A 21,234-nucleotide genomic window follows, 5' to 3' on the forward strand; every position below is an offset into this window, starting at 1 on the left:
GTCTTGATTTCTCAAGACGTTTTTATTTTTTATACCATTCTAAAAAGGTCCTTATTCTTAATCGGCTGACCACAAAATTAAATTCTTTTGCATCAGGAATTTGAAGTATCATTTGGGTGTCATTTTTCAATGCTGAGATATATTTTTTATTGACCAGAAACTTTCGGTTAATTCTAAAAAACGACTCTGGCGCGAGCTGTTGCTCTAAGTTATCTAAAGAATTATTGATTGTAAATTGCCTGGATTGATTGGTCAAAATAAAAGAAGCATTGGCATCACTAAAAAAACAAATCACTTCATCGGATTCGATTTTTTTCAGATGATTCCCAGAAGAAACTAGGAAGGAGGTCTTAAATTTATTTTCTATATTTTCTTCCAAAAATCTCCAGTTCGACGCATTTGCAAAACCAGTTTTGAAAGCATCATATTTTGAAATCATTTTATCCAACTTAGACTCATCAATGGGTTTCAAAAGATAATCAATAGCATTATAATTGAATGCCTTCAGCGCAAATTCATCATAAGCCGTGGTGAAAACAATCTTGGATTTTATTTGAATGCTATCCAATATTCTAAAACAATTTCCGTCCCTCAATTTGATATCCATGAAAACCAAATCGGGATGATTATTTTCTTCAAACCACCTCAAAGCACTGACAACCGAAGTTAGAACGACTAACACCGTGAAGTCTTTTTCAATCAATAGCTTCTCCAGTCGCTTGGCTCCCGGAATTTCATCCTCAATAATTACTGCCGTCATTAGGATTCAAGTGTTAAAATGGGAAGACTTACTTGATGCATACTTGAAGTACTAACAATCTGAATTTCTTTATTAGTCAAAATTTTGTAGCGTTTATTAATATTTTCCAAACCTATTTGATTGGATTGCTTGTTTAATCTATTAGAAACGGAATTCTCAATAAGCAAGCCATCATCACCTGTTGAAATTCGTATTTCCAAAGGACTCTCTTCGTCCATCTTGTTATGCTTAAAAACATTGTCTACAATTTCCTGCAGCGAAAGGGACAACATGTATTCGTTTTCTTTTGGAAGAGCGCTAATTTCAAATGAGAAACCATTTTCAAATTTCGCCTTATAAATTTCAAGATATTCTTTTATAAACTCCAATTCCTCTTTTAGTAAAACAAAATCATCGTTTTGATTCTTTAAATAATGACGATAAGTATTCGATAAATGATGACCGAATTCAACCGCTTTCTTAGGATTTATTTCGATAAAAGAAATTAAAGTGTTCAAATTATTGAATAAAAAATGAGGATTAATCTGATTTTTCAATTGCAAATATTCGGCTTCTTTTTTAGAAAAGGAATTGGTTAAGGTTTTTATTTTAAAATCAGTGTTCCTTTGGTTAATGCGATACAAAAGTAAAACCATTAATAAAGCAGGTGCTAAAGTAGAGGGGTCAAAAAATGAATTTAAATAAATATTATCGTAAACGTGTATCTGTAATCTTAATAGAAAGGTCAGTGATAAAAAAAGTATTAGGACTATCAATAAATTGTTTTGTTTTAAAAATGGTAAACGTGATAATCCCCAGATTAAAACTAATGAAACACTTGTAACCAGAAGGCAATATCCACATATTTCAAGAAAGATAGGAATTAGGTTATTTACGGACAAACGATCAAAAGTAGAGAATGCACTTTCTATTTGAGTTAATATTAACATCATTCCAAATAGGGATAAAACGAAACTTGTTAATATAATTAATTTAATATAAAAAAGTATTTTTTCATCAAAAAATAATTGATCTGATTTGGAAGAGTATACCAGCAGCTTCGAGCCCAAATATTCAAGAGAGAAGATGCATATACAAAGAAAATAATGAGAGGTTACACCCGAATAGAAACTTTTACTAATCTCTGACAAATCGCCTAAAATAAGTCCATTATATAAAACAACCAAAATAAAGAGACTTGCAGCAGCTAGCAATAAATTACGTGTAATACTCTCATTTTTATTTTGCTGTCTTTCAAAAATGTAAACATAACTAAATGAAGACAACCCAAAATAACCTGAATAATAACTAAAAACATACCATATTGAGCCTGTGAAATTAGCACCAAACTTACCTAGAATGGTACTAAAAAATACTATAAAAATAATAAAAGATAAGATGGTCAGTAAACAAAACTTTTTAAATGCTTTCATAATGCTGTTTTTTAAAATTTAAATCAAAAGTCGGATGATTTGAATTTTAATAAAAAATAAAGATAGTGAAATGCATTTATCGGCTAGTGAATGGTAAATAATCTTTAAATAATATCCAAACTCCCTTTCCCTTCCCTTACTACAATAGGCTCATCACCTGATAAATCAATAATTGTTGATGCTACATTATTTCCATAACCACCATCAATAACTAAATCGACAAGATTTTGCCATTTTTCAAAAATGAGCTCAGGATCAGTAGTATATTCTATAACATCATCTTCATCACGAATTGAGGTAGAAACAATAGGATTTCCCAACATTTTTACAATTTCCAATGCAATAGAATTATCAGGAACACGGATTCCGACCGTAGTTTTCTTCTTGAATTCTTTTGGTAAATTGTTATTGCCCGGCAAAATGAAAGTATAGGGTCCAGGCAAAGCCCTTTTCAGCAACTTAAAAGTAGAAGTATCTATTTGACGTACATAATCTGAAATATTACTTAAGTCGTGACAAATAAACGAGAAATTAGCTTTTTCAAGCTTAATACCTTTAATTTTAGCGATGCGCTCTAGTGCTTTTGTATTGGTAATATCACAACCTAATCCATAAACGGTATCCGTTGGATAAATAATTAAGCCACCTTCTTTTAAAACTTTTACTACTTTGCCAATAGCCGCTTCGTTAGGTTTATCTTCGTATATTTTTATAAATTGAGCCATTTTTTTATTTTATTTATGGTTAGCTAATACATTAACTAGAGCATACTATTACTATCACTATTACCCTATAATATCCAGTTTGGCAAATCGCAATAATAACTTTTTAATTCCGCCGACTTCAAATTTGATTTCTGCTTTTTTATCAGCACCAACGCCTTCGAGATTTACGACTTGTCCTTTCCCAAAACGTTCGTGCATTACAATATTTCCAGCAACCAATTTATTATCAAATAAATTAGCGCTTCCAGAACCTGCATTAGTAGAAACTGGTTTTAATCTGCGTACATTAATGTCCGCTTTAACTTCATTATTTGAAGGATTTGGTGGTGGCGTTCCTCCTATCGGTTTTGCAAGACGTAATTTAGATTTATCTACATCTCCAAAAATATCGCTATCAATCATTGGTTTGTATCGATAATTATTTTCAGGCGGTGTCATATATTCTAGATACTGACTATCAATTTCTTCAATAAAACGAGAAGGCTCACTGTCAGTTAATTTTCCCCAGCGATAACGCGACTGTGCGTAAGTCAAATATGCTTGGTGTTCTGCACGAGTCAACGCTACATAAAACAAACGACGCTCTTCCTCTAGTTCACTTCTAGTACTCATACTCATCGCACTTGGGAATAAATCTTCCTCCATTCCTACCACAAAAACATGAGGGAATTCCAATCCTTTAGCTAAGTGAATAGTCATCAGAGCCACACGATCTTCATCGCTAGTATCTTTGTCTAAATCTGTTGCTAAAGCTACATCTTCCATAAATTCAGATAAAGCTCCTCTAGCGCCATCTACTTCTTTTTGTCCATCCGTAAAATCCTTGATTCCGTTTAATAACTCTTCAATATTTTGAATTTTACCCATTCCTTCCGGAGTAGCATCTTTCTTTAACTCTTGAACTAATCCTGTTTTTTTAGCCACATGATCCGTTACATAAAAAGCATCCTGATTTTCATTAATCGCTTGAAAACTTTGAATCATAGTGACGAAATCAAGTAGCTTTTGTTTGGTTCCAGCATTCAGTTTTAAATCTATTCGTTCGATATTTTGCATTACTTCAAAAATAGAACGCTTGTAATGATTGGCTGCAATAGTTAATTTTTCGATAGTTGTATTCCCAATTCCACGAGCAGGATAATTGATTACTCGCATTAAAGCTTCCTCATCTTTTGGATTAATTACTAACCGTAAATAACACAAAACATCCTTAACTTCTTTTCTTTGGTAAAAGGAAAGTCCACCGTAAATACGATACGGAATATCTCTTTTACGCAAAGCATCTTCCATAGCACGCGATTGCGCATTGGTGCGATATAAAATAGCAAAAGCACCATTATTCAGTTGGTTCTGCATTTTTTGCTCCCAAATGGTACTTGCTACAAATCGACCTTCTTCATTATCCGTTAAACTGCGATGCACTTTTATTTTGGGACCAAAATCATTGGCAGTCCAAACTACTTTATCTAGCTTTACTTTATTTTTATCTATAATTGTATTCGCTGCTTCTACAATATTTTTAGTCGAACGGTAGTTTTGTTCCAGTCGATACGTTTGCACGCCTTCATAATCCTTCTGGAAGTTCAAAATATTATTAATGTTCGCACCACGGAAAGCATAAATACTTTGTGCATCATCACCTACCACACATATATTTTGGAATTTATCTGATAACGCACGAACGATTAAGTACTGAGAGTGATTCGTATCTTGATACTCATCCACTAATATATATCGAAAACGATTTTGATATTTAGCAAGAACTTCCGGAAAACGAGTTAGTAATTCGTTAGTTTTCAATAACAAATCATCAAAATCCATTGCGCCTGATTTGAAACAACGGTCTACATAATTTTGATAAATTTCACCCATTCGAGGTTTTTTAGACATCGCATCGGCTTCTTGTAATTCAGGATCATTAAAATAGGCTTTTACTGTAATCAAACTATTTTTAAAATTAGATATTCTGCTTAAAACCTGTTTGGGTTTATACACATCTCTATCTAATTGCATTTCTTTGATTATTCCTGAAATAGCACGAAGTGAATCCTGAGAATCATAAATGGTAAAGTTAGAAGGATACCCTAGATGTTCTGCTTCTGAACGTAAAATTCGAGCAAAAACAGAGTGGAATGTTCCCATCCAAAGATTTTTAGCCTCGCCTGCACCCACAATATCTGAAATACGCTTTTTCATTTCGCGAGCAGCCTTGTTGGTAAAAGTTAATGACAAAATACTAAACGCATCAATTCCTTGGTGCATCAAATAAGCAATTCTAATAGTCAGCACACGCGTTTTTCCAGAACCAGCACCTGCAATAATTATCATGGGTCCTTCTTTTTGCAAAACAGGTTCACGCTGGGCTTCATTAAGTTGATCGATATATTTATGCATGGAAATTTTTATAGTATTGTATGCAAAAATAGCAATTTTGAATGAGGTTTTAAGCACTAAAAAATAACTATTGATTAATTCATTATTGCTTTACTATTAATAAGATATTCTCCTCATTTATTTATAAAATACATCATAAGAAAAACGGATTAATGTTCCTATCACTACTATTAAAAAGAAAACACGAATAAAGCTATTTCCTTTATTAATGGCAAGTTTTGCTCCAATCCAACCCCCTAAAGCATTACTAGCAGCCATAGGCAGTGCAATTGCCCAAATTATTTTTCCTTTTAAAATAAACAAACAAATAGATCCAAAATTTGTTGCCAAATTAACCATTTTGGCATTAGCTGAGGCATGCAAAAAATCGAAACCCATAATTGCAATAAAGGCTACCACTAAAAAACTACCAGTTCCCGGACCAATAAATCCATCATAGAGTCCAACAATAAAACTAATTCCAATGGCATTGATAATTTGAGTTCTGGGGGAATGTTCTTTTTCAGCATGCTGACCAAAATTCTTTTTTGCATAGGTATAAATGACCAAGAATGACAAAACTACTAACAATAATGGTTTCATGAAATCATTACTAACATAAGTCAATAATGTAGATCCTAAAAAAGCCGAAGGAAAAGCCAAAAGCATCATAATGAGTAATAATTTCCAGTTCATATCTACCTTTTTAAGGTATTGATAAGCCGCAAATGACGTTCCACTAAAAGCAGGAACTTTTAAAGTTCCAATAACCGTGGAAACAGGCAAATTAGGCAATAAAATTAGTCCCATAGGCGTTTGTATTAGTCCACCACCTCCTACAATTGCATCTATGAATCCCGCAGCAAAAGCAGCTAAACAAAGTAAAACCAATACGTAAGTTTCCATTACTATAAGTACTATTAAATTTCCAAGTATAAACGGCAAAAATACTATTCACAATCATTTATTACTAATTAAATGAGGTCGATTTATAATCAAAAAAGTATATTTTTGCTTTTCAAAATTTACATCAAAATGGACTCTACAAAAATCATCGAAATAATTGCTTATACCTTGCCTTCGCTAATTACTGGCGGTGTTGCTTATTTTTTATTTGATTCTTATTTTAAGGATCAGCAAAACACCAGACGTTGGTTATTGCAAAAAGAAAATAAACCCGCTATTTTGCCACTTCGACTGCAAGCGTATGAACGCCTAACCTTGTTGATGGAGCGCATAAATCCGTCACAAATGATGGTAAGAATAAGTCCATTATCAAATGATAAAACAGACTATCAAAACTTAGTAATAGCACAGATAGATCAAGAATTTGAACATAATTTATCGCAACAAATCTATGTTTCAGAAGAGTGTTGGTCTGTAATACTTACTGCTAAGAATGCAACTATCCAAATGATACGATTAGCTACTCAAAACGAAAAAGTTACTGATGCTGATAGTTTACGGGCATTTATAGTTAGCGATTTTCTAGAAAAGCCAACCCCAAGTAGTGCTGCACTTTCTTTTATTAAAAATGAAGTTGGACAATTGTGGTAAAAGTAAAAAGTTTAGATTTATTTATCTTTCTAATTTTTTATTTCTATCATACAATTGGCGTCCTAACTCTGCTAGGAAAGGCAAACTTATACTATCGTATTCATACTTGTTATCATTAAAAATGCCATTTTTATTGGCTATAATTGTTGCTGAAAGCATAAATTCAACTTTATTCACTTCATCAACAATATAGGCACAGTCTATCATTGTACCATAAGCATTACCTACTTTGTTATAAATCTTTATGTTTGAAGGGATATTTTCTTTAGTGTCTCCAAACATGAAAAACTTGCAATAACCATCGTAGTATTCGACTGCATCAAATCCAGCATTTCTTGGTAAATTCTGCATTGAAAAGAGAATGAATTCGCGATCTTTTTCAGTAATTTTAAAGCGCTCTTCCTCTTTGAAAACTGTTGGAAAAACGAGTCGTTTTAGTGTATTATGAAGCGTTTCCAATGGATAATAATTCCTTTTAGAAAAATCAAAAGGCTCATTAACTAATTTATCTTCACCATTTATGTAGCCAATTCCTTTTTTGATGCCGTTTAGATCTAAAGGGATTACTGATTGATTTACTTTCGAAGGAAATATTTCAACGCTATTATCACCTTTAAATGTCTTTGTCGATTTGACAAACGGACTACTTGGATTAGTACCTGAAAGGCGATGACTCATTCTAAACGGCGACAGGCCCTTATCTTTCATCTTTTGATTCATATAATCGAATCCTATAAACTCAAATAAATTGGTGCTTGCAACATTGTCACTTACCGCAAAAACTTTAGAGATTTCCTCTGAAAACTTTAATTTAACATTATTTCCCTCAATTTGATATTCGGTGTTTACTGAAGTATTTTTAATTGTATTTAACTTTTCTAATGCTAAAATAGCTATTGGAAATTTTATAGTACTCGCTGGATAGAAATAATTATTAGCATCAAGGTTATAAGTGTAGTCCTTAAAGGAAACATTGCCTTTTTTATCTCTTATAATTTGAGTGTAAATAATTTGAATTTCATGTTGCTTTACGTTGTCCATCACGCGTTTTATATTTGGATTTTTAGACGCTAAAGTTTTTTGAAGCACATTTTTTTGTGAAGTACAACCCACTAAGGTTAGTACTAAGAAATAAAAAATAGATTTTTTAAGTTGGATCATAATTGCTTTGTTAACTATATAATTTATCTTATTGATTCAGAAATTTTCTCATCTTAACTATTTATTAGCAGGAACATTTTGTAATTTGTTTGAAGCATATTCATATCCTGCTTTCCACCACTCTTTCATTCTGTTTCTATTAAATATCAAAGCATTGTGAGTTAAATTAATTGGAGTGTAGTAAATATTGAGTTTTACCTTATTGTCTTCCGCAGATATCTTTCCCAATAATATATCATGTTTCTCAATTTGGTCTAATTCAATTCGGAATAAATCAATCAATAATGAAAATGGATTTTTTCCAATAGCAATTTTATCTAATGTCTTTTCGGTTTCCAAAACGATAACATCAATTTCAGTAGCTCCACGAATAATAGCTTGACGAATAGGTACTAAACTCGAGAAACCACCATCACCGTAATCAAAACCTTCTTTTGAAACTAAACTCATAAATGGGATATAATTACTTGAAATCCATACCCATTCACAAAATTCATCATACGTGCATCCATGAATAGATTTATATTCTGCTTCGTTTGTTGAAAGATTGGTAACGGTAATAATAATGTCCGTTTTTAAAGCTTTCAATTGGTTAAATTCGGAAACAGTAAATTTTTTTTTAATATATTTTAAAAGCCTTTTGCTTTCCCCAAAAGTTCTTTTTCTTTTTAAAAATTGCCAAATAACATTCACATGGTTAATAGTGACAATATCCATCCCATTTTTATTTTTAACTACAAATGGGTTTACATTGAATATTTTCTTCATATCAACATTTGTATATATCTTATAAATCTTGTCGATATCTCCTAATGCTAAATGAGGAATCAGTAAGCTTCCTGTTGAAGTGCCTATAAAAACATCGTATTTATTTTTCTCTATTTCTATAAGGTATTGGGCTACACCGCCCGCGAATGCTTCTTTGCTCCCTCCACCTGAAATTACTAATGCTCTCATAGAATTATCCTTAATTCAAAATTAACATACGAAACGAATCTATTCCTTTAATAATCTATCAAGCTGAAAACGCTCACTTTCATTTAAATCTGGTGAGATTCTTTCAAATGAAACTCTCATTTCATTATTTTTCAATAACTTTCTAATAGTGTCTCTTCCAAATTTAGAAAATTGCCACATATGATGTGTTGTTGCATTAACTAAATTTTTAAGAACAGTGTCATTTACTAATTGAAAAGTAATTAAGTTCTCCAAAGCATTCTGACGCGTGGCCGCCTCATAATTTATAGAGGAATATCCAATTAGTTCATTGATTAAATCCTCCTTATGCTCCACATAATTTGGAGTACTTAAAGCTAATGATAACCATAAATTTCTTAAGTTATAATCATTAAATCCAATCCAATTTTTTGCTTTATCCAAATATTGAAAACGCTTGCTTGGAAAATTATTCCAAAGTGTAAATAAAGCAATTTCCTGAGTTTGATAGGACTTATCATCTAATAAACTTTCATAATTTAATCTAAAATTTTCTGGAATATTACTCAAATTAGTGGCTACTGCTTGACGAATTTGCAAGTTAATAGTTTGTAAAGCGAGCAATAATAATTCCTTTTTATCATCAAATTTTTCCTTTTTTATTTGGTTTAAAATAGCCTGTTTAATGGTGAAATAAACATCAGACTGCATTACTTTAGTAAAGAAATCCTTTTTGTCTAAAAATGTAGTATTTCTTAATTTATCTACTTCTAAAAACACTTTAGTAGCATTATTTTTTTCTAGTAAACTATTCGCTTCTTGAGTATTAAACGCACTAGATTCAAGCCACACTTTACTAAATTTATTCAAATCATAAGAAGAGACTTTTTTAATTTCAGCAAAGAAATCTTGAGTATTAACAGATTTAAAAGAGTATTTTTTCAAATACGATTTTACCGCTTTTTTAAAGTTTTTTTCACCTAAAGCTTCTTGTAAAGCAAATAATGCCCAAGCTCCTTTTTGATAGAATGTCAACGAACTCGCCTTGGGGTTCAAAACTGGAATAGTATCGGTTCTAGAGGCAAACTTCAATTGCTGAGCTGATTCATACAATTTAGAATAAAAGTAATCTTCGCCATACACTTCTTTCTCCGCAAGCAAGGCATAATAGGTAGCAAAACCTTCTTGTAGCCAATGATGTGTACTACTTTCAGCAGTGACTAAATCTCCAAACCATTGATGTGCTAATTCATGTGCATTAACATTAGTATAATTTCGATCTATAAAACCTATTGAATCGACTACATAGCGTGTTGAAAATAAAGTGGCCGAAGTGTTTTCCATTCCTGCATATAAAAAATCACGAACAGGAACTTGCTTATAAATTTCCCAAGGATACTTCACTCCTATTTCTTTTTCAAGGAAATCAAACATCGTTTTTGAATAGCGATAAGTAGTTTCAAATCTAGATTGATCTTTCGGTTCATAATACATCTCCAAAGGAATTCCAGAATGAGATAATTGTGTTTGTTTTTCAAATTTTCCAATGGCCAACATCAATAAATAGGAACTCATAGGCTGTTGCATTCGGTAATTCCAAATAGAAAAGCCACCTAATTCCGATTTTAAATCTAATTTACCGTTAGAAATAACTTGATATTCATTTTTGAAAGAAATATCTAAATTAAATATCACCTTTTCATTCACATCATCAAAACTAGGAAACCAATGACTGGTGTATTTCCCTTGTCCTTGTGTCCAAATTTGTAAATTGTCTTTCTCTTCTGATCCAACAAAATATAGCGTTTGTTTTGGAGTAGCTGAATACGTGAAAATCAGTATGTTTTTTCCTTTTTTGAATGGGAAAATGATTTGTAATTGCTTTTGAGTATTGCTATAATTGACTTCCTTTCCGTTGAGTTTTAAATTATAAAATGTCATGTTTTGCGCATCAATTTTAATGGTATCAATAGGCTTTAACACATCAAAATCATATTGTACATCACCTGAAACAGCTCTATCCGTTGGATTTATGTGAATTTTTCCTAAAACCGTTTTAAAATCAACAAATTGAGTTTGCTGAGAAAAAACAAAAGAACTTATAAGAAGGAATAAATATTTCATTGGCATTATTTTATACTAAAAACTCAAAGTTACAATGATTTGTCAAACTAATCGATGGAATAACGTAAGTTTACGACTTGAAAAACTACAATATATTTACATTGAAAACGAAAGCAATATTTAACTGGAGCAGCGGAAAAGATTCTGCTTTAGCATTATACAAAGTACTACAAAATTCTGAATTTGAAATCACATACCTACTAACAAGCGTAAACAAAGAATTTCAGCGCATTTCGATGCATGGCGTGCGAGTTGAGCTTTTAGAGCAACAAGCTAAAAGTCTCGGACTACCGCTTGAAATCATGCAAATTCCTGAAATGCCTACCATGGAAGCGTATGAAAATGTCATGACTGAAACATTAACTAAGCTGAAAAACCAAGGCGTTACGCACTCCATTTTTGGAGATATTTTACTGGAAGATTTACGTAAATATAGAGAGAAACAATTAGCCAAAATAGGTTTTGAAGCTATTTTTCCGCTTTGGCAAATACCTACAGCAGATTTGATTCAAGAGTTTATAGCTTTGGGATTTAAGACTATTGTAGTTTGTGTCAACGAGCGTTTTTTAGACAAAAGTTTTGTGGGTCGTGTAATAGATCAAGATTTTATCAATGATTTACCGGAAAATGTAGATCTATGTGGTGAAAATGGTGAATTCCATACTTTCACTTTTGATGGACCTATTTTCTCTAAACCAATCGATTTTGAAGTTGGCGAAATTGTGTATCGAAAATATGAAAAACCAAAACAAGAAGAATCGTCAGAAACAGCATGTGACACGGCAAGTCCCGATGTATTTGATTTTGGGTTTTGGTATTGTGATTTGATCGCTAAATAAACAAACGCTGCCATTTTTGTCACGCTGGAAGCGTCCCAACTTTCAAGAGCAACTTAATTGAGATGCTTTCAGCATAACAAACTAGGTAAAAATAAACTATCTCTCTTCATACATTTTTAATAGTTGCGTTACTGTATTCCAATTGCGAATCGTAGCGATTACATTCAATTTTTTCTCAATGTATTTTTGATCAAAACGGGTTTTAACAGCTCCAACTGCATATTTTATAAAAATTTTGTTGCCGTCAATACTGGCTTCATCAGGTTTGAATTGACTAATTCTTAAGTCATTCATGCTCGTGCTTGATAAAGTAGTGGAAATAAAAGCAACATATAATTTTTTAAAATCTACATCTTTCTCTTTCAGGAAGGGATTGTTTTTAAAACAGGAATCTAAATCTGCTTTGCTTATAACCACGACCGGAACTTCATGACCAAAAACCTTGAAAATTTCTTGCTTTATTTTGAAACCAACAGCTGCAGCACTTTCTTCTTCAGTATCTACAAAAACATTTCCAGATTGAATATAGGTTAGAACATTTTGAAAACCTATAGCTTCCAAAGTCGTTTTTAGAGCGTCCATTTTGATCATGCTATGACCGGAAACGTTGATTCCACGTAGTAATGCGAGATGAGTAGTCATATTTTATGTATTTCTGAAGTGATTTTGATTTTGGAGGAATAATTATTGAAAATATTAGATTTTCACTTTTACAACCACTTTTTTTACTTTGGCAATTTGATCTAATTTCACTCCTGGTCTATGAAGATCTTCTGGGAAAAAGATTGTAAACATTCCCTCTTCGACCTTAAGCATCGAAGTTTCTGCTTTATAAAAAGTATAATCTTTTTCTAAATTTTCTTCGACAACTACTTGGTCATTTAGGAAGGCTACTCCCATCAACTCAGTTCCTTTAATAATATATTGAATGTCAATGTATTTATGATGGCTTTCTAAAACACAATCTTGCTCTTCTTTAGTATCGTATTCTTGCACAATTGCAAAAATATTGTCGTTGTCAATTTCATATTTCCCAGATTCAATGGCTACTAAATCAGTATTGGTTATAAACTCAAATCCTTTCAATAACCTACTCGTTAGCGTACTGTATAATCTGTAATTCTCTATTTTATCAACAACCATTCTGTGTTTTATTTATATTCGATTTCAAAGATATATTGAATTATAACCATTTCCAAAACAATCGTATTTCCAAATTTCCAAACAAACCCCTATCTTCGCTTTTTGAACGAAAAATGATTATCGGGTAAAAGGAATTTACTCTAAAATCAATATTTAAAAACACACATGTCTAACAACCTCCTACTTACCCAAATAGAATACTTAAAAGGCGTTGGTCCAAGTCGGGGCGAATTGCTTCGTAAGGAATTGGGAATTCATAAGTATGCAGATTTAGTTAATTTTTTTCCAAATAGATATATAGATAGAACGCGTTATTACAAAATAAATGAACTGCAAAATAACGGTGCTGAAGTTCAGATTATTGGAAAAATTATAAATATTAAAACAGTTGAATTTGGTAAAAACCAAAAACGGCTAGTTGCTACATTTGTTGATGATACGGGACAAATGGAACTCGTTTGGTTTCAAGGACACAAATGGATTAGAGAAAGTTTAAAATTGAATGAAGTTTGTGTGATTTATGGGAAATGTACTTCTTTTGGAAGTACATTTAACATGGCGCATCCGGAAATTGAATTAATGACGGAGCATAAGCAAAGCCTTCGTTCTGCTATGCAACCCGTTTATCCATCGACAGAAACATTGACAAATCGTGGAGTTTCTAATAAAGTCATTAATAAAATGATGCAGCAGTTGTTTGTTGAAACTCAAAATTTATTCACGGAGACTTTACCTGATTATCTGATTGCTGAACTAAAACTGATTTCAAAAAAAGAAGCGCTATTCAACATTCATTTCCCCAAGAGTACCGAAGCTTTGGCGAAAGCCAAATTTCGCTTAGTCTTTGAAGAATTGTTCTTTATCCAATTACAATTAATTACCAAAAATCTCATTCAAAAGCATAAAATAAAAGGCCACCCTTTTACAAAAGTGGGTGAATATTTTAATGATTTTTATCAGAATCATTTGCCTTTTGAACTTACTAATGCGCAAAAAAGAGTAATAAAAGAGATAAGAAATGACATGGGTAGCAATGCCCAAATGAACCGATTGTTACAAGGAGATGTAGGTTCTGGGAAAACAATTGTTGCTTTTATGAGCATGCTTTTAGCACTTGATAATGGCTTTCAAGCTTGCTTGATGGCACCCACAGAAATCTTAGCAAACCAGCATTTTATTGGTTTATCAGAATTGGCACAGACCATAAATATTAATATTCGAATTCTTACGGGCTCCACTAAAATAGCACAACGCAGAATAATTCATGAAGAGCTGGAAAACGGAACTTTAGATATTCTTATTGGAACGCATGCTTTAATAGAAGATAAAGTAAAATTTAAGAACTTAGGTCTGGCAGTAATTGATGAGCAACATCGTTTTGGTGTTGAACAACGTTCAAAACTATGGAAGAAAAATACGATTCCACCTCATGTTTTAGTCATGACCGCCACTCCTATTCCACGAACATTAGCAATGAGTTTGTATGGTAATTTAGACATTTCAGTGATTGACGAATTACCACCTGGAAGAAAACCAATTCAAACCGTACATCGATTTGACAGCAACCGTTTGCGGGTATGGAAATTCTTGAGAGATGAAATCGCTTTAGGTCGCCAAATCTATATTGTATATCCGTTGATTCAAGAATCTGAAAAAATGGATTATAAAGATTTAATGGATGGTTACGAAAGTATTTCTAGAGATTTCCCTTTGCCACAATACTCTATTTCTATCTTGCATGGAAAGATGAAACCGGCTGATAAAGACGCTGAAATGAAACGTTTCTCCGAAGGTAAAACCAATATTATGGTCGCGACAACCGTAATTGAAGTCGGTGTTAATGTGCCTAATGCGAGCGTAATGATTATAGAAAGTGCGGAACGTTTTGGATTGTCACAGCTCCATCAACTTCGGGGTCGAGTGGGTCGTGGTGCAGAACAAAGTTACTGTATATTAATGACTAGCCATAAAATGAGTGCTGATAGCAAAACCAGAATGGAAACGATGGTTAGCACGAATGACGGTTTCGAAATTGCCGAAGTCGACTTAAAACTTCGTGGTCCCGGAAATTTGATGGGAACGCAACAGAGCGGTGTACTTAGCCTACAAATTGCAGATTTAGTTAGAGATCGAGATACTTTGGCTTTAGCCAGAAATTATGCTATGAAATTGTTGAAGGAAGATCCTGCAATGCAAAAACTAGAACATAGTGCATTAAGAGTCGTTTTCATTGAAATGACCAAGAAGAAAAACATCTGGAACTACATTAGCTGATCTTTTTTTTAGCTCCCATTTAAACCTAAACCGTTTTTTAAAGTCTTATTACTCTAAGACTTTTAAAGATTCAGAAATTGAATTTTTTATGTTTTAATTAATATTTGTATGTACAAGTGTTAAATAATAATTAACATATCAACTATTTACAATACTAAAAACTAAATTTGTTTTTGTCGAAATAATAAAAATTGATACCTATTCTTACTTTATAAATTAAAATATGAAAATTAAATACCTAGTTTACACATTATTAGCTGTTGGAATTATTGGATTTATTGGCTACCGAATCAACTCTAACAGTAGTAAGGGCGGAGATTCAAAAAGTCCAAAAGGAAAGTCTAAATCGATTACCGTAAATGGAATCGTTGTAAAATATGAGACTTTTGACAATAATTTATCGCTTTCGGGTTCCATTGAAGCTAATGAACAAGTAGAAATTCGCAGTGAAGTGTCAGGAATTGTGGAAGGAATTTATTTTCAGGAAGGAAGCTTTGTAAATAAAGGTCAAGTACTTTTTAAAGTGAATGATATTGAGTTAAGAGCGCAATTACGACAAACTTCAACTAAAGAAGGATTAGCAGCAGAAAACGAAAGAAGAGCAAAATTACTTTTGCAAAAAGAAGCAATTAGTCAAGAAGAATATGATTTAGCTAGAGCCGATTTAAAATCAGCGCAAGCGCAAAGTCAATTGATTCAGGCACAAATTGCAAAAACATCTGTTAGAGCGCCATTTTCAGGGAAAATTGGTTTACGTTCCATATCACCTGGAACCTATATTACTCCTGCGATTTTAGTTACCAAATTAGTTAATACAGGCAAATTGAAAATTACTTTTTCTATTCCAGAAAAATATGCAAGTCAGGTTAAGACAAATACTACAATAAGCTTTAAAGTTGCAGGTTCTCAAAATAGATATTCTGCAAAAATTTATGCTATCGAACCAGAAATTGCAGTTGCAACAAGAACTTTACAAGTTCGTGCGATTGCTGAAAATAAAGATGGAAAATTGTTACCAGGAACATTTGCTGATGTAGAATTACCTCTAGACATCATTAAAGACGCAATTGTAGTTCCTACTGAAGCCATTATCCCTATACAAAATGGGAAGAAAATTTTTATCACTACTAATGGATTAGCAAAAGAAATAATGATAGAAACGGCTACAAGAACAGAGACTTCTGTTTTAGTGCTTTCTGGCCTAAAAGAGGGAGATACCGTTTTGACAAATGGCGTAATGGCATTAAAAAATGACGATCCAGTTAAAGTTATTGTAAAGTAAAATATGCTCGTAGATTACTTTTTCAAATCTAAAGGCAGCAATCAAAAATCTAAAATCTAAATGAGTTTATCAACTACAAGTATTAGAAGACCAGTAATGACCATCGTCATCAATTTGGCCATTGTGTTATTCGGGATAATAGGATATACTTTTCTGGGCGTTCGAGAGTTTCCATCCATTGACCCTGCTCAAGTTTCTATTCGTACGAATTACGCTGGTGCAAATGCTGATATTATCGAATCGCAAATTACAGAACCATTAGAAAAAGCAATCAACTCGATTGACGGAATTCGGAATGTAACTTCTTCAAGTGCGCAAGGAAGCAGTAATATTACTATCGAGTTTAATTTGGATAAAAATCTGGAAGATGCTGCTAACGATGTTCGTGATAAAGTGTCTCAGGCAGTTCGAAATCTTCCTCAAGATATTGACTCTCCTCCAGTTGTTTCAAAGGCTGATGCCAATGGTGAAGCAATTATTTCCATGACAGTTCAAAGTGATACTCGAAGTGCGCTAGAACTGAGTGATTATGCTGAAAATGTAATTTCGCAACGTTTAGAAACAATTCCTGGCGTAAGTGGTGTCCAAATTTGGGGTCAAAAAAGATACGCAATGCGTTTGTGGATAGATCCTGTAAAGTTAGCTTCTTATGGTTGCACTGTTTCAGAAGTTCGAAATGCATTGAATAAGCAGAATGTTGAATTACCGTCCGGAAAATTAACCGGCGCTAATACGGAGTTAACTGTAAAAACGGTTGGAAATCTTTCTACTGCAGAAGAATTCAATAATATTATCATCCGTTCAGAAGGCGATAAAATTGTTCGCTTGAGCGATATTGGTAGCGCTAGTATTGGTCCAGAAAACATCGAAACTAAAATGACACAGTCGGGAACTCCGTTAGTTGGTGTTGCTATTGTTCCACTACCTGGTGCTAATTATTTGGATATTTCCAAAGAATTTTACAAAGTTTTTGAAGCTTTGAAAAAGGATTTACCAAAAGATATTAAATTAAACATTGCTATTGACAACACTATTTTTGTCAAAAGATCAGTTATTGAAGTAGCAGAAACATTAGGGATTTCGATAATTCTGGTAATCTTGATTATCTTTTTATTTTTCAGAGATTGGGCAATTGCATTTAGACCATTAATTGACATTCCTGTTTCATTAATTGCTACTTTCTTTATTATGTGGCTTTTTGGATTCTCGATAAACGTATTGACTTTACTTGCCATTGTATTAGCAACAGGACTTGTAGTTGACGATGGAATTGTAGTTACCGAAAATATTTTTAAGAAAGTAGAAGAAGGAATGACTCCAATCGAGGCTGCAATAAAAGGCTCCAATGAAATCTTTTTTGCAGTAATCTCTATTTCTGTAACTTTAGCCGCAGTATTCTTGCCTGTGATATTCCTCGAAGGATTTGTTGGTCGATTATTTAGAGAATTTGGCGTCGTAATTGGCGCAGCGGTTTTGATTTCTGCATTTGTATCACTGACTTTAACACCTATGTTGAATGCCTACTTGATGAAAAGTGGTGAGCAAAAAAAATCAAATTTCTATCTTAAAACGGAGCCTTATTTCCAGAGACTAAATAAAGGATATGCTGATTCATTAGCTAAGTTTATGAAAAGAAAATGGTTGAGTTTCCCTATTTTATTGGTTTGTTTTGGATTGATTTATCTGTTTTTTAATTTGTTACAAAAAGAAACAGCACCGTACGATGACAGAAGTAGTTTTGTGATGCGCATGACTACTCCAGAAGGCTCTTCTTACGAATACACAGATAGATTTATGCAAGAAATATCAAAATTAGTTGATGATTCTATTGCCGGAAAAAAAGTGAGTTTGGTTATTACCTCGCCTGGTTTCGGATCTTCATCAGTAAATAGTGGTTTTATTCGCGTTTCTTTAGTAGACCCAAGTGAAAGAACCGATTCTCAAAAAGAAATTGCCGAGAAATTAACAAAATGGACTAAACGGTATCCTGAAGCAAAAACTTCCATTATTGAACAACCTACAATTGCAGTAAACAGACGCGGAGGTTTACCAATTCAGTATATCATTCAAGCTCCAAATTTTGAAAAACTAAGAGAGAAGATTCCAGTTTTCATGGACGAGGCTGCTAAAAATGAAACATTCTCTATTACTGATGTAAATTTGAAATTCAATAAACCGGAAATCAACGTAACTATAGATCGTGAAAAAGCAGAAAGTTTAGGAATTTCAGTAATTGATATCGCTCAAACTTTACAGCTATCCTTAAGTGGACAACGTTTTGGTTACTTCATGAGAAACGGAAAGCAATACCAAGTAATTGGTCAATTTGATCAAAAAGACCGTTCTAAACCTCTAGATTTAACTTCTATGTTTGTTAAAAACAATAAAGGAGAATTGATACAAATGGACAATGTTGTCAATGTAGAAGAGCAAAGTAATCCGCCACAATTGTATCACAATAATAGGTATTTGTCAGCGACTGTTTCTGCAGGTCTTGCTCCAGGCAAAAGTATCAATGATGGTATTGATGCGATGAATGAAATAAAAGCCAAAGTTTTAGACGATACATTCACCACTGATTTAGGTGGAGAATCTAGAGATTTTGTCGAAAGTAGTTCAAATACAGCTTTTGCATTTGGATTAGCTTTATTATTAATTTTCCTTATTCTATCTGCCCAGTTTGAAAGTTTTATAGATCCATTCATTATTATTTTGACAGTTCCTATGGCAGTCGCAGGTGCATTGTTCTCTTTATGGCTATTTAATCAAACTTGGAATATCTTTAGCCAAATTGGAACTGTTATGCTTATTGGTTTGGTAACCAAGAACGGAATTCTGATAGTCGAATTTGCTAATCAGCTTCGAGAACAAGGAAAACCTAAATTAGAGGCAATATTAGAAGCTTCTGAAGCTAGACTTCGTCCTATTTTGATGACCAGTTTAGCAATCTCATTAGGTGCATTACCAATTGCAATTTCATTTGGAGCCGCTTCAACTAGTAGAATGGGAATGGGTGTTGTAATTGTAGGAGGAACTATTTTCTCTTTGGTCTTGACTTTATTTGTAATTCCAGCGATGTATTTAATGTGGTCTAAAGCAAGAAAACATTATCCAGAATTTGATCATATTGAAGAATATGAAAAAGACGTAAAATAGTAATAATGAAACTCCACGGCACACATTGATTAATCTGATTTATGTTAGAAAAAATTAATTTGTGTCAAATAAAATATAATTATGATAAATACCAAAATACTGTTTCGAAGTTTAATTCTATTATTCTTTTTTGTAGTAAAAATAAGCGCGCAAGAAGTTCTTACATTAGAAAATGCAGTAAAAGTTGCATTAGAAAATAATTATGAAATAAAAATTGCTTCTAATAATTCCCTAATTAGCAAGACAAATGTAACGAGTGGAAATGCAGGAATGCTCCCAAAAGCTACAGCTACAATTACAGATAGTAACGGTATTCAAAACCTATCGCAAACGCGAGCTGACGGAACTGTTAATGAACTTGATAACGGAAAAAGCAGCAATTTGAATTATGGTATTGGTTTAGATTGGACCATTTTTGACGGTTTCAAAATGTTTGCTAAACGAGATCAATTAAAAGAGTTGCAGAAATTAGGAGAAGCGCAGCTTAAAATGACAATAATTACAAAAATTAGTGATGTAAGTGCTACTTATTTTGATTTAGTACAACAGCAACAGCAATTAGCAGCACTGGACACCACAATCGTAATTTCAAATCAGCGTTTGAATTTAGCACAAAACCGTTTTTCGATAGGGAAAGCATCTAAATTAGAAGTTTTAAACGCACAAGTAGACTTAAACACTGATAAAGTTGCACTGTTGAGACAGAAGGAATTGTATGCTAACACTAAGATTATATTAAATCAAATTTTAGCTAGAGATGTAAAAACTGATTTCACTGTAATAGATAATATCACTGTTGATAGCCAATTATTACTTCCGGAATTAACGGCTTTAGCTGAAAAACAAAATCCGCAATTAGAAGCCCAAATTATAAACAGAAAAGTTGCAGAATTACAATTAAAACAAATAAAAGGAACAAGATATCCTACAGTTAAATTAAACACAGGATACAATTTTTCAGAAAGTAGATCAAGTCTTGGTTTTACAACTCAATCATCAGCCAGAGGTTTAAATTATGGTTTTAATGCTTCTCTAAATTTATTTGATGGTTTTGCACAAAATAGAAATGAGCAAATAGCTAAAATTCAAATTGACAATTCTAAGTTGGCATTTGATCAGCAAAACGAACTATTATATTCTCAATTAGCGACATCGTACCAAACCTATTTAACTAATTTAGAACTGATTAATTTAGAAGAAAAAAACGAGGCAATTGCAAATCAAAATTTGAATATCACTTTAGACAAATTTAAAATTGGAACGATAACAACTTTAGAATTCAGAACAGCACAATTAAATTATGTAAATGCAAAAGTGCGTTATAGTAATGCTCAATTTCAAGCTAAATTATCGGAAATTGCTTTAAAGGAACTTGCTGGAACTATTACATTTTAAAAGATATAAAAGGTTTCGAATGTTCTTATTAATTCATATACTTTTAAATAATTTAATTCACTGCTCTCCTCCTTTTCATTTAGGTTTCCACTTAAAA

Annotated in this window: 16 protein-coding genes; 6 read left to right on the top strand and 10 right to left on the bottom strand. The window is 32.6% G+C overall.

From position 1 onward, the window contains the following. Positions 1-22: 22 nt before the first annotated feature. From LNP27_RS12025 to LNP27_RS12045, 5 genes are all read right to left on the bottom strand, one after another. Positions 23-760, bottom strand: a complete 738-nt coding sequence (locus LNP27_RS12025; protein ID WP_229941843.1) for a LytR/AlgR family response regulator transcription factor — start codon at positions 758-760, stop codon at positions 23-25. Continuing rightward, complete coding sequence (locus LNP27_RS12030; RefSeq protein WP_229941844.1) at positions 760-2,172, bottom strand: sensor histidine kinase; 1,413 nt, start codon at positions 2,170-2,172, stop codon at positions 760-762. Before LNP27_RS12030 ends, LNP27_RS12025 begins: the two co-directional genes overlap by 1 nt. Before the next feature lie 104 nt (positions 2,173-2,276). After that, positions 2,277-2,897 carry an L-threonylcarbamoyladenylate synthase gene (locus LNP27_RS12035; RefSeq protein ID WP_229941845.1) on the bottom strand — a complete coding sequence of 207 codons (621 nt, stop codon included), beginning with the start codon at positions 2,895-2,897 and terminating at the stop codon, positions 2,277-2,279. A gap of 60 nt (positions 2,898-2,957) precedes the next feature. Continuing rightward, positions 2,958-5,291 carry an ATP-dependent helicase gene (locus tag LNP27_RS12040; protein WP_229941846.1) on the bottom strand — a complete coding sequence of 778 codons (2,334 nt, stop codon included), beginning with the start codon at positions 5,289-5,291 and terminating at the stop codon, positions 2,958-2,960. A gap of 117 nt (positions 5,292-5,408) precedes the next feature. Then, the gene (locus LNP27_RS12045) at positions 5,409-6,176 is read right to left on the bottom strand and encodes a sulfite exporter TauE/SafE family protein (protein WP_229941847.1); all 768 of its coding nucleotides are present in this window, start codon (positions 6,174-6,176) and stop codon (positions 5,409-5,411) included. 129 nt (positions 6,177-6,305) lie between these two features. Between LNP27_RS12045 and LNP27_RS12050 the strand changes: the two genes are divergently transcribed. Further along, complete coding sequence (locus tag LNP27_RS12050) at positions 6,306-6,827, top strand: DUF7935 family protein (RefSeq protein ID WP_229941848.1); 522 nt, start codon at positions 6,306-6,308, stop codon at positions 6,825-6,827. A gap of 21 nt (positions 6,828-6,848) precedes the next feature. Here the strand turns inward: LNP27_RS12050 and LNP27_RS12055 are convergent, their stop codons facing one another. Genes LNP27_RS12055 through LNP27_RS12065 form a run of 3 tightly spaced genes read right to left on the bottom strand, consistent with a single transcriptional unit; the run spans position 6,849 to position 11,048 of the window. Beyond that, on the bottom strand, positions 6,849-7,988 hold the full coding sequence (locus LNP27_RS12055) for a serine hydrolase (RefSeq protein WP_229941850.1): 1,140 nt from the start codon (positions 7,986-7,988) through the stop codon (positions 6,849-6,851). A gap of 57 nt (positions 7,989-8,045) precedes the next feature. Beyond that, complete coding sequence (locus LNP27_RS12060) at positions 8,046-8,945, bottom strand: patatin-like phospholipase family protein (RefSeq protein WP_229941851.1); 900 nt, start codon at positions 8,943-8,945, stop codon at positions 8,046-8,048. Positions 8,946-8,984: 39 nt separating this feature from the next. After that, a complete protein-coding gene (locus LNP27_RS12065; protein WP_229941853.1) occupies positions 8,985-11,048 on the bottom strand; it encodes a M1 family metallopeptidase in 2,064 nt (687 codons plus the stop codon). 101 nt (positions 11,049-11,149) lie between these two features. Between LNP27_RS12065 and LNP27_RS12070 the strand changes: the two genes are divergently transcribed. Then, on the top strand, positions 11,150-11,887 hold the full coding sequence (locus tag LNP27_RS12070) for a Dph6-related ATP pyrophosphatase (protein WP_229941855.1): 738 nt from the start codon (positions 11,150-11,152) through the stop codon (positions 11,885-11,887). 96 nt (positions 11,888-11,983) lie between these two features. Here the strand turns inward: LNP27_RS12070 and LNP27_RS12075 are convergent, their stop codons facing one another. Together LNP27_RS12075 and LNP27_RS12080 are read right to left on the bottom strand one after the other, a co-directional pair. Next, positions 11,984-12,529, bottom strand: a complete 546-nt coding sequence (locus tag LNP27_RS12075; RefSeq protein ID WP_229941856.1) for a DUF1697 domain-containing protein — start codon at positions 12,527-12,529, stop codon at positions 11,984-11,986. 54 nt (positions 12,530-12,583) lie between these two features. Beyond that, on the bottom strand, positions 12,584-13,030 hold the full coding sequence (locus LNP27_RS12080) for a NanQ anomerase/TabA/YiaL family protein (protein ID WP_229941857.1): 447 nt from the start codon (positions 13,028-13,030) through the stop codon (positions 12,584-12,586). 165 nt (positions 13,031-13,195) lie between these two features. Here LNP27_RS12080 and recG point away from each other — a divergent pair, with 165 nt between their 5' ends. From recG to LNP27_RS12100, 4 genes are all read left to right on the top strand, one after another. Continuing rightward, positions 13,196-15,304, top strand: a complete 2,109-nt coding sequence (recG, locus tag LNP27_RS12085) for an ATP-dependent DNA helicase RecG (RefSeq protein ID WP_229941858.1) — start codon at positions 13,196-13,198, stop codon at positions 15,302-15,304. 223 nt (positions 15,305-15,527) lie between these two features. Continuing rightward, positions 15,528-16,586: an efflux RND transporter periplasmic adaptor subunit gene (locus tag LNP27_RS12090; protein ID WP_229941860.1), complete on the top strand. Its 1,059-nt coding sequence runs from the start codon at positions 15,528-15,530 to the stop codon at positions 16,584-16,586. Positions 16,587-16,646: 60 nt separating this feature from the next. Continuing rightward, positions 16,647-19,742 (top strand): efflux RND transporter permease subunit, encoded by a 3,096-nt coding sequence (locus tag LNP27_RS12095; protein WP_229941862.1) that lies wholly within the window; start codon positions 16,647-16,649, stop codon positions 19,740-19,742. A gap of 81 nt (positions 19,743-19,823) precedes the next feature. Next, positions 19,824-21,137, top strand: a complete 1,314-nt coding sequence (locus tag LNP27_RS12100; RefSeq protein ID WP_428979005.1) for a TolC family protein — start codon at positions 19,824-19,826, stop codon at positions 21,135-21,137. Positions 21,138-21,234: the final 97 nt, after the last annotated feature.

The organism is Flavobacterium galactosidilyticum (assembly GCF_020911945.1).
Lineage (GTDB): Bacteria > Bacteroidota > Bacteroidia > Flavobacteriales > Flavobacteriaceae > Flavobacterium > Flavobacterium galactosidilyticum.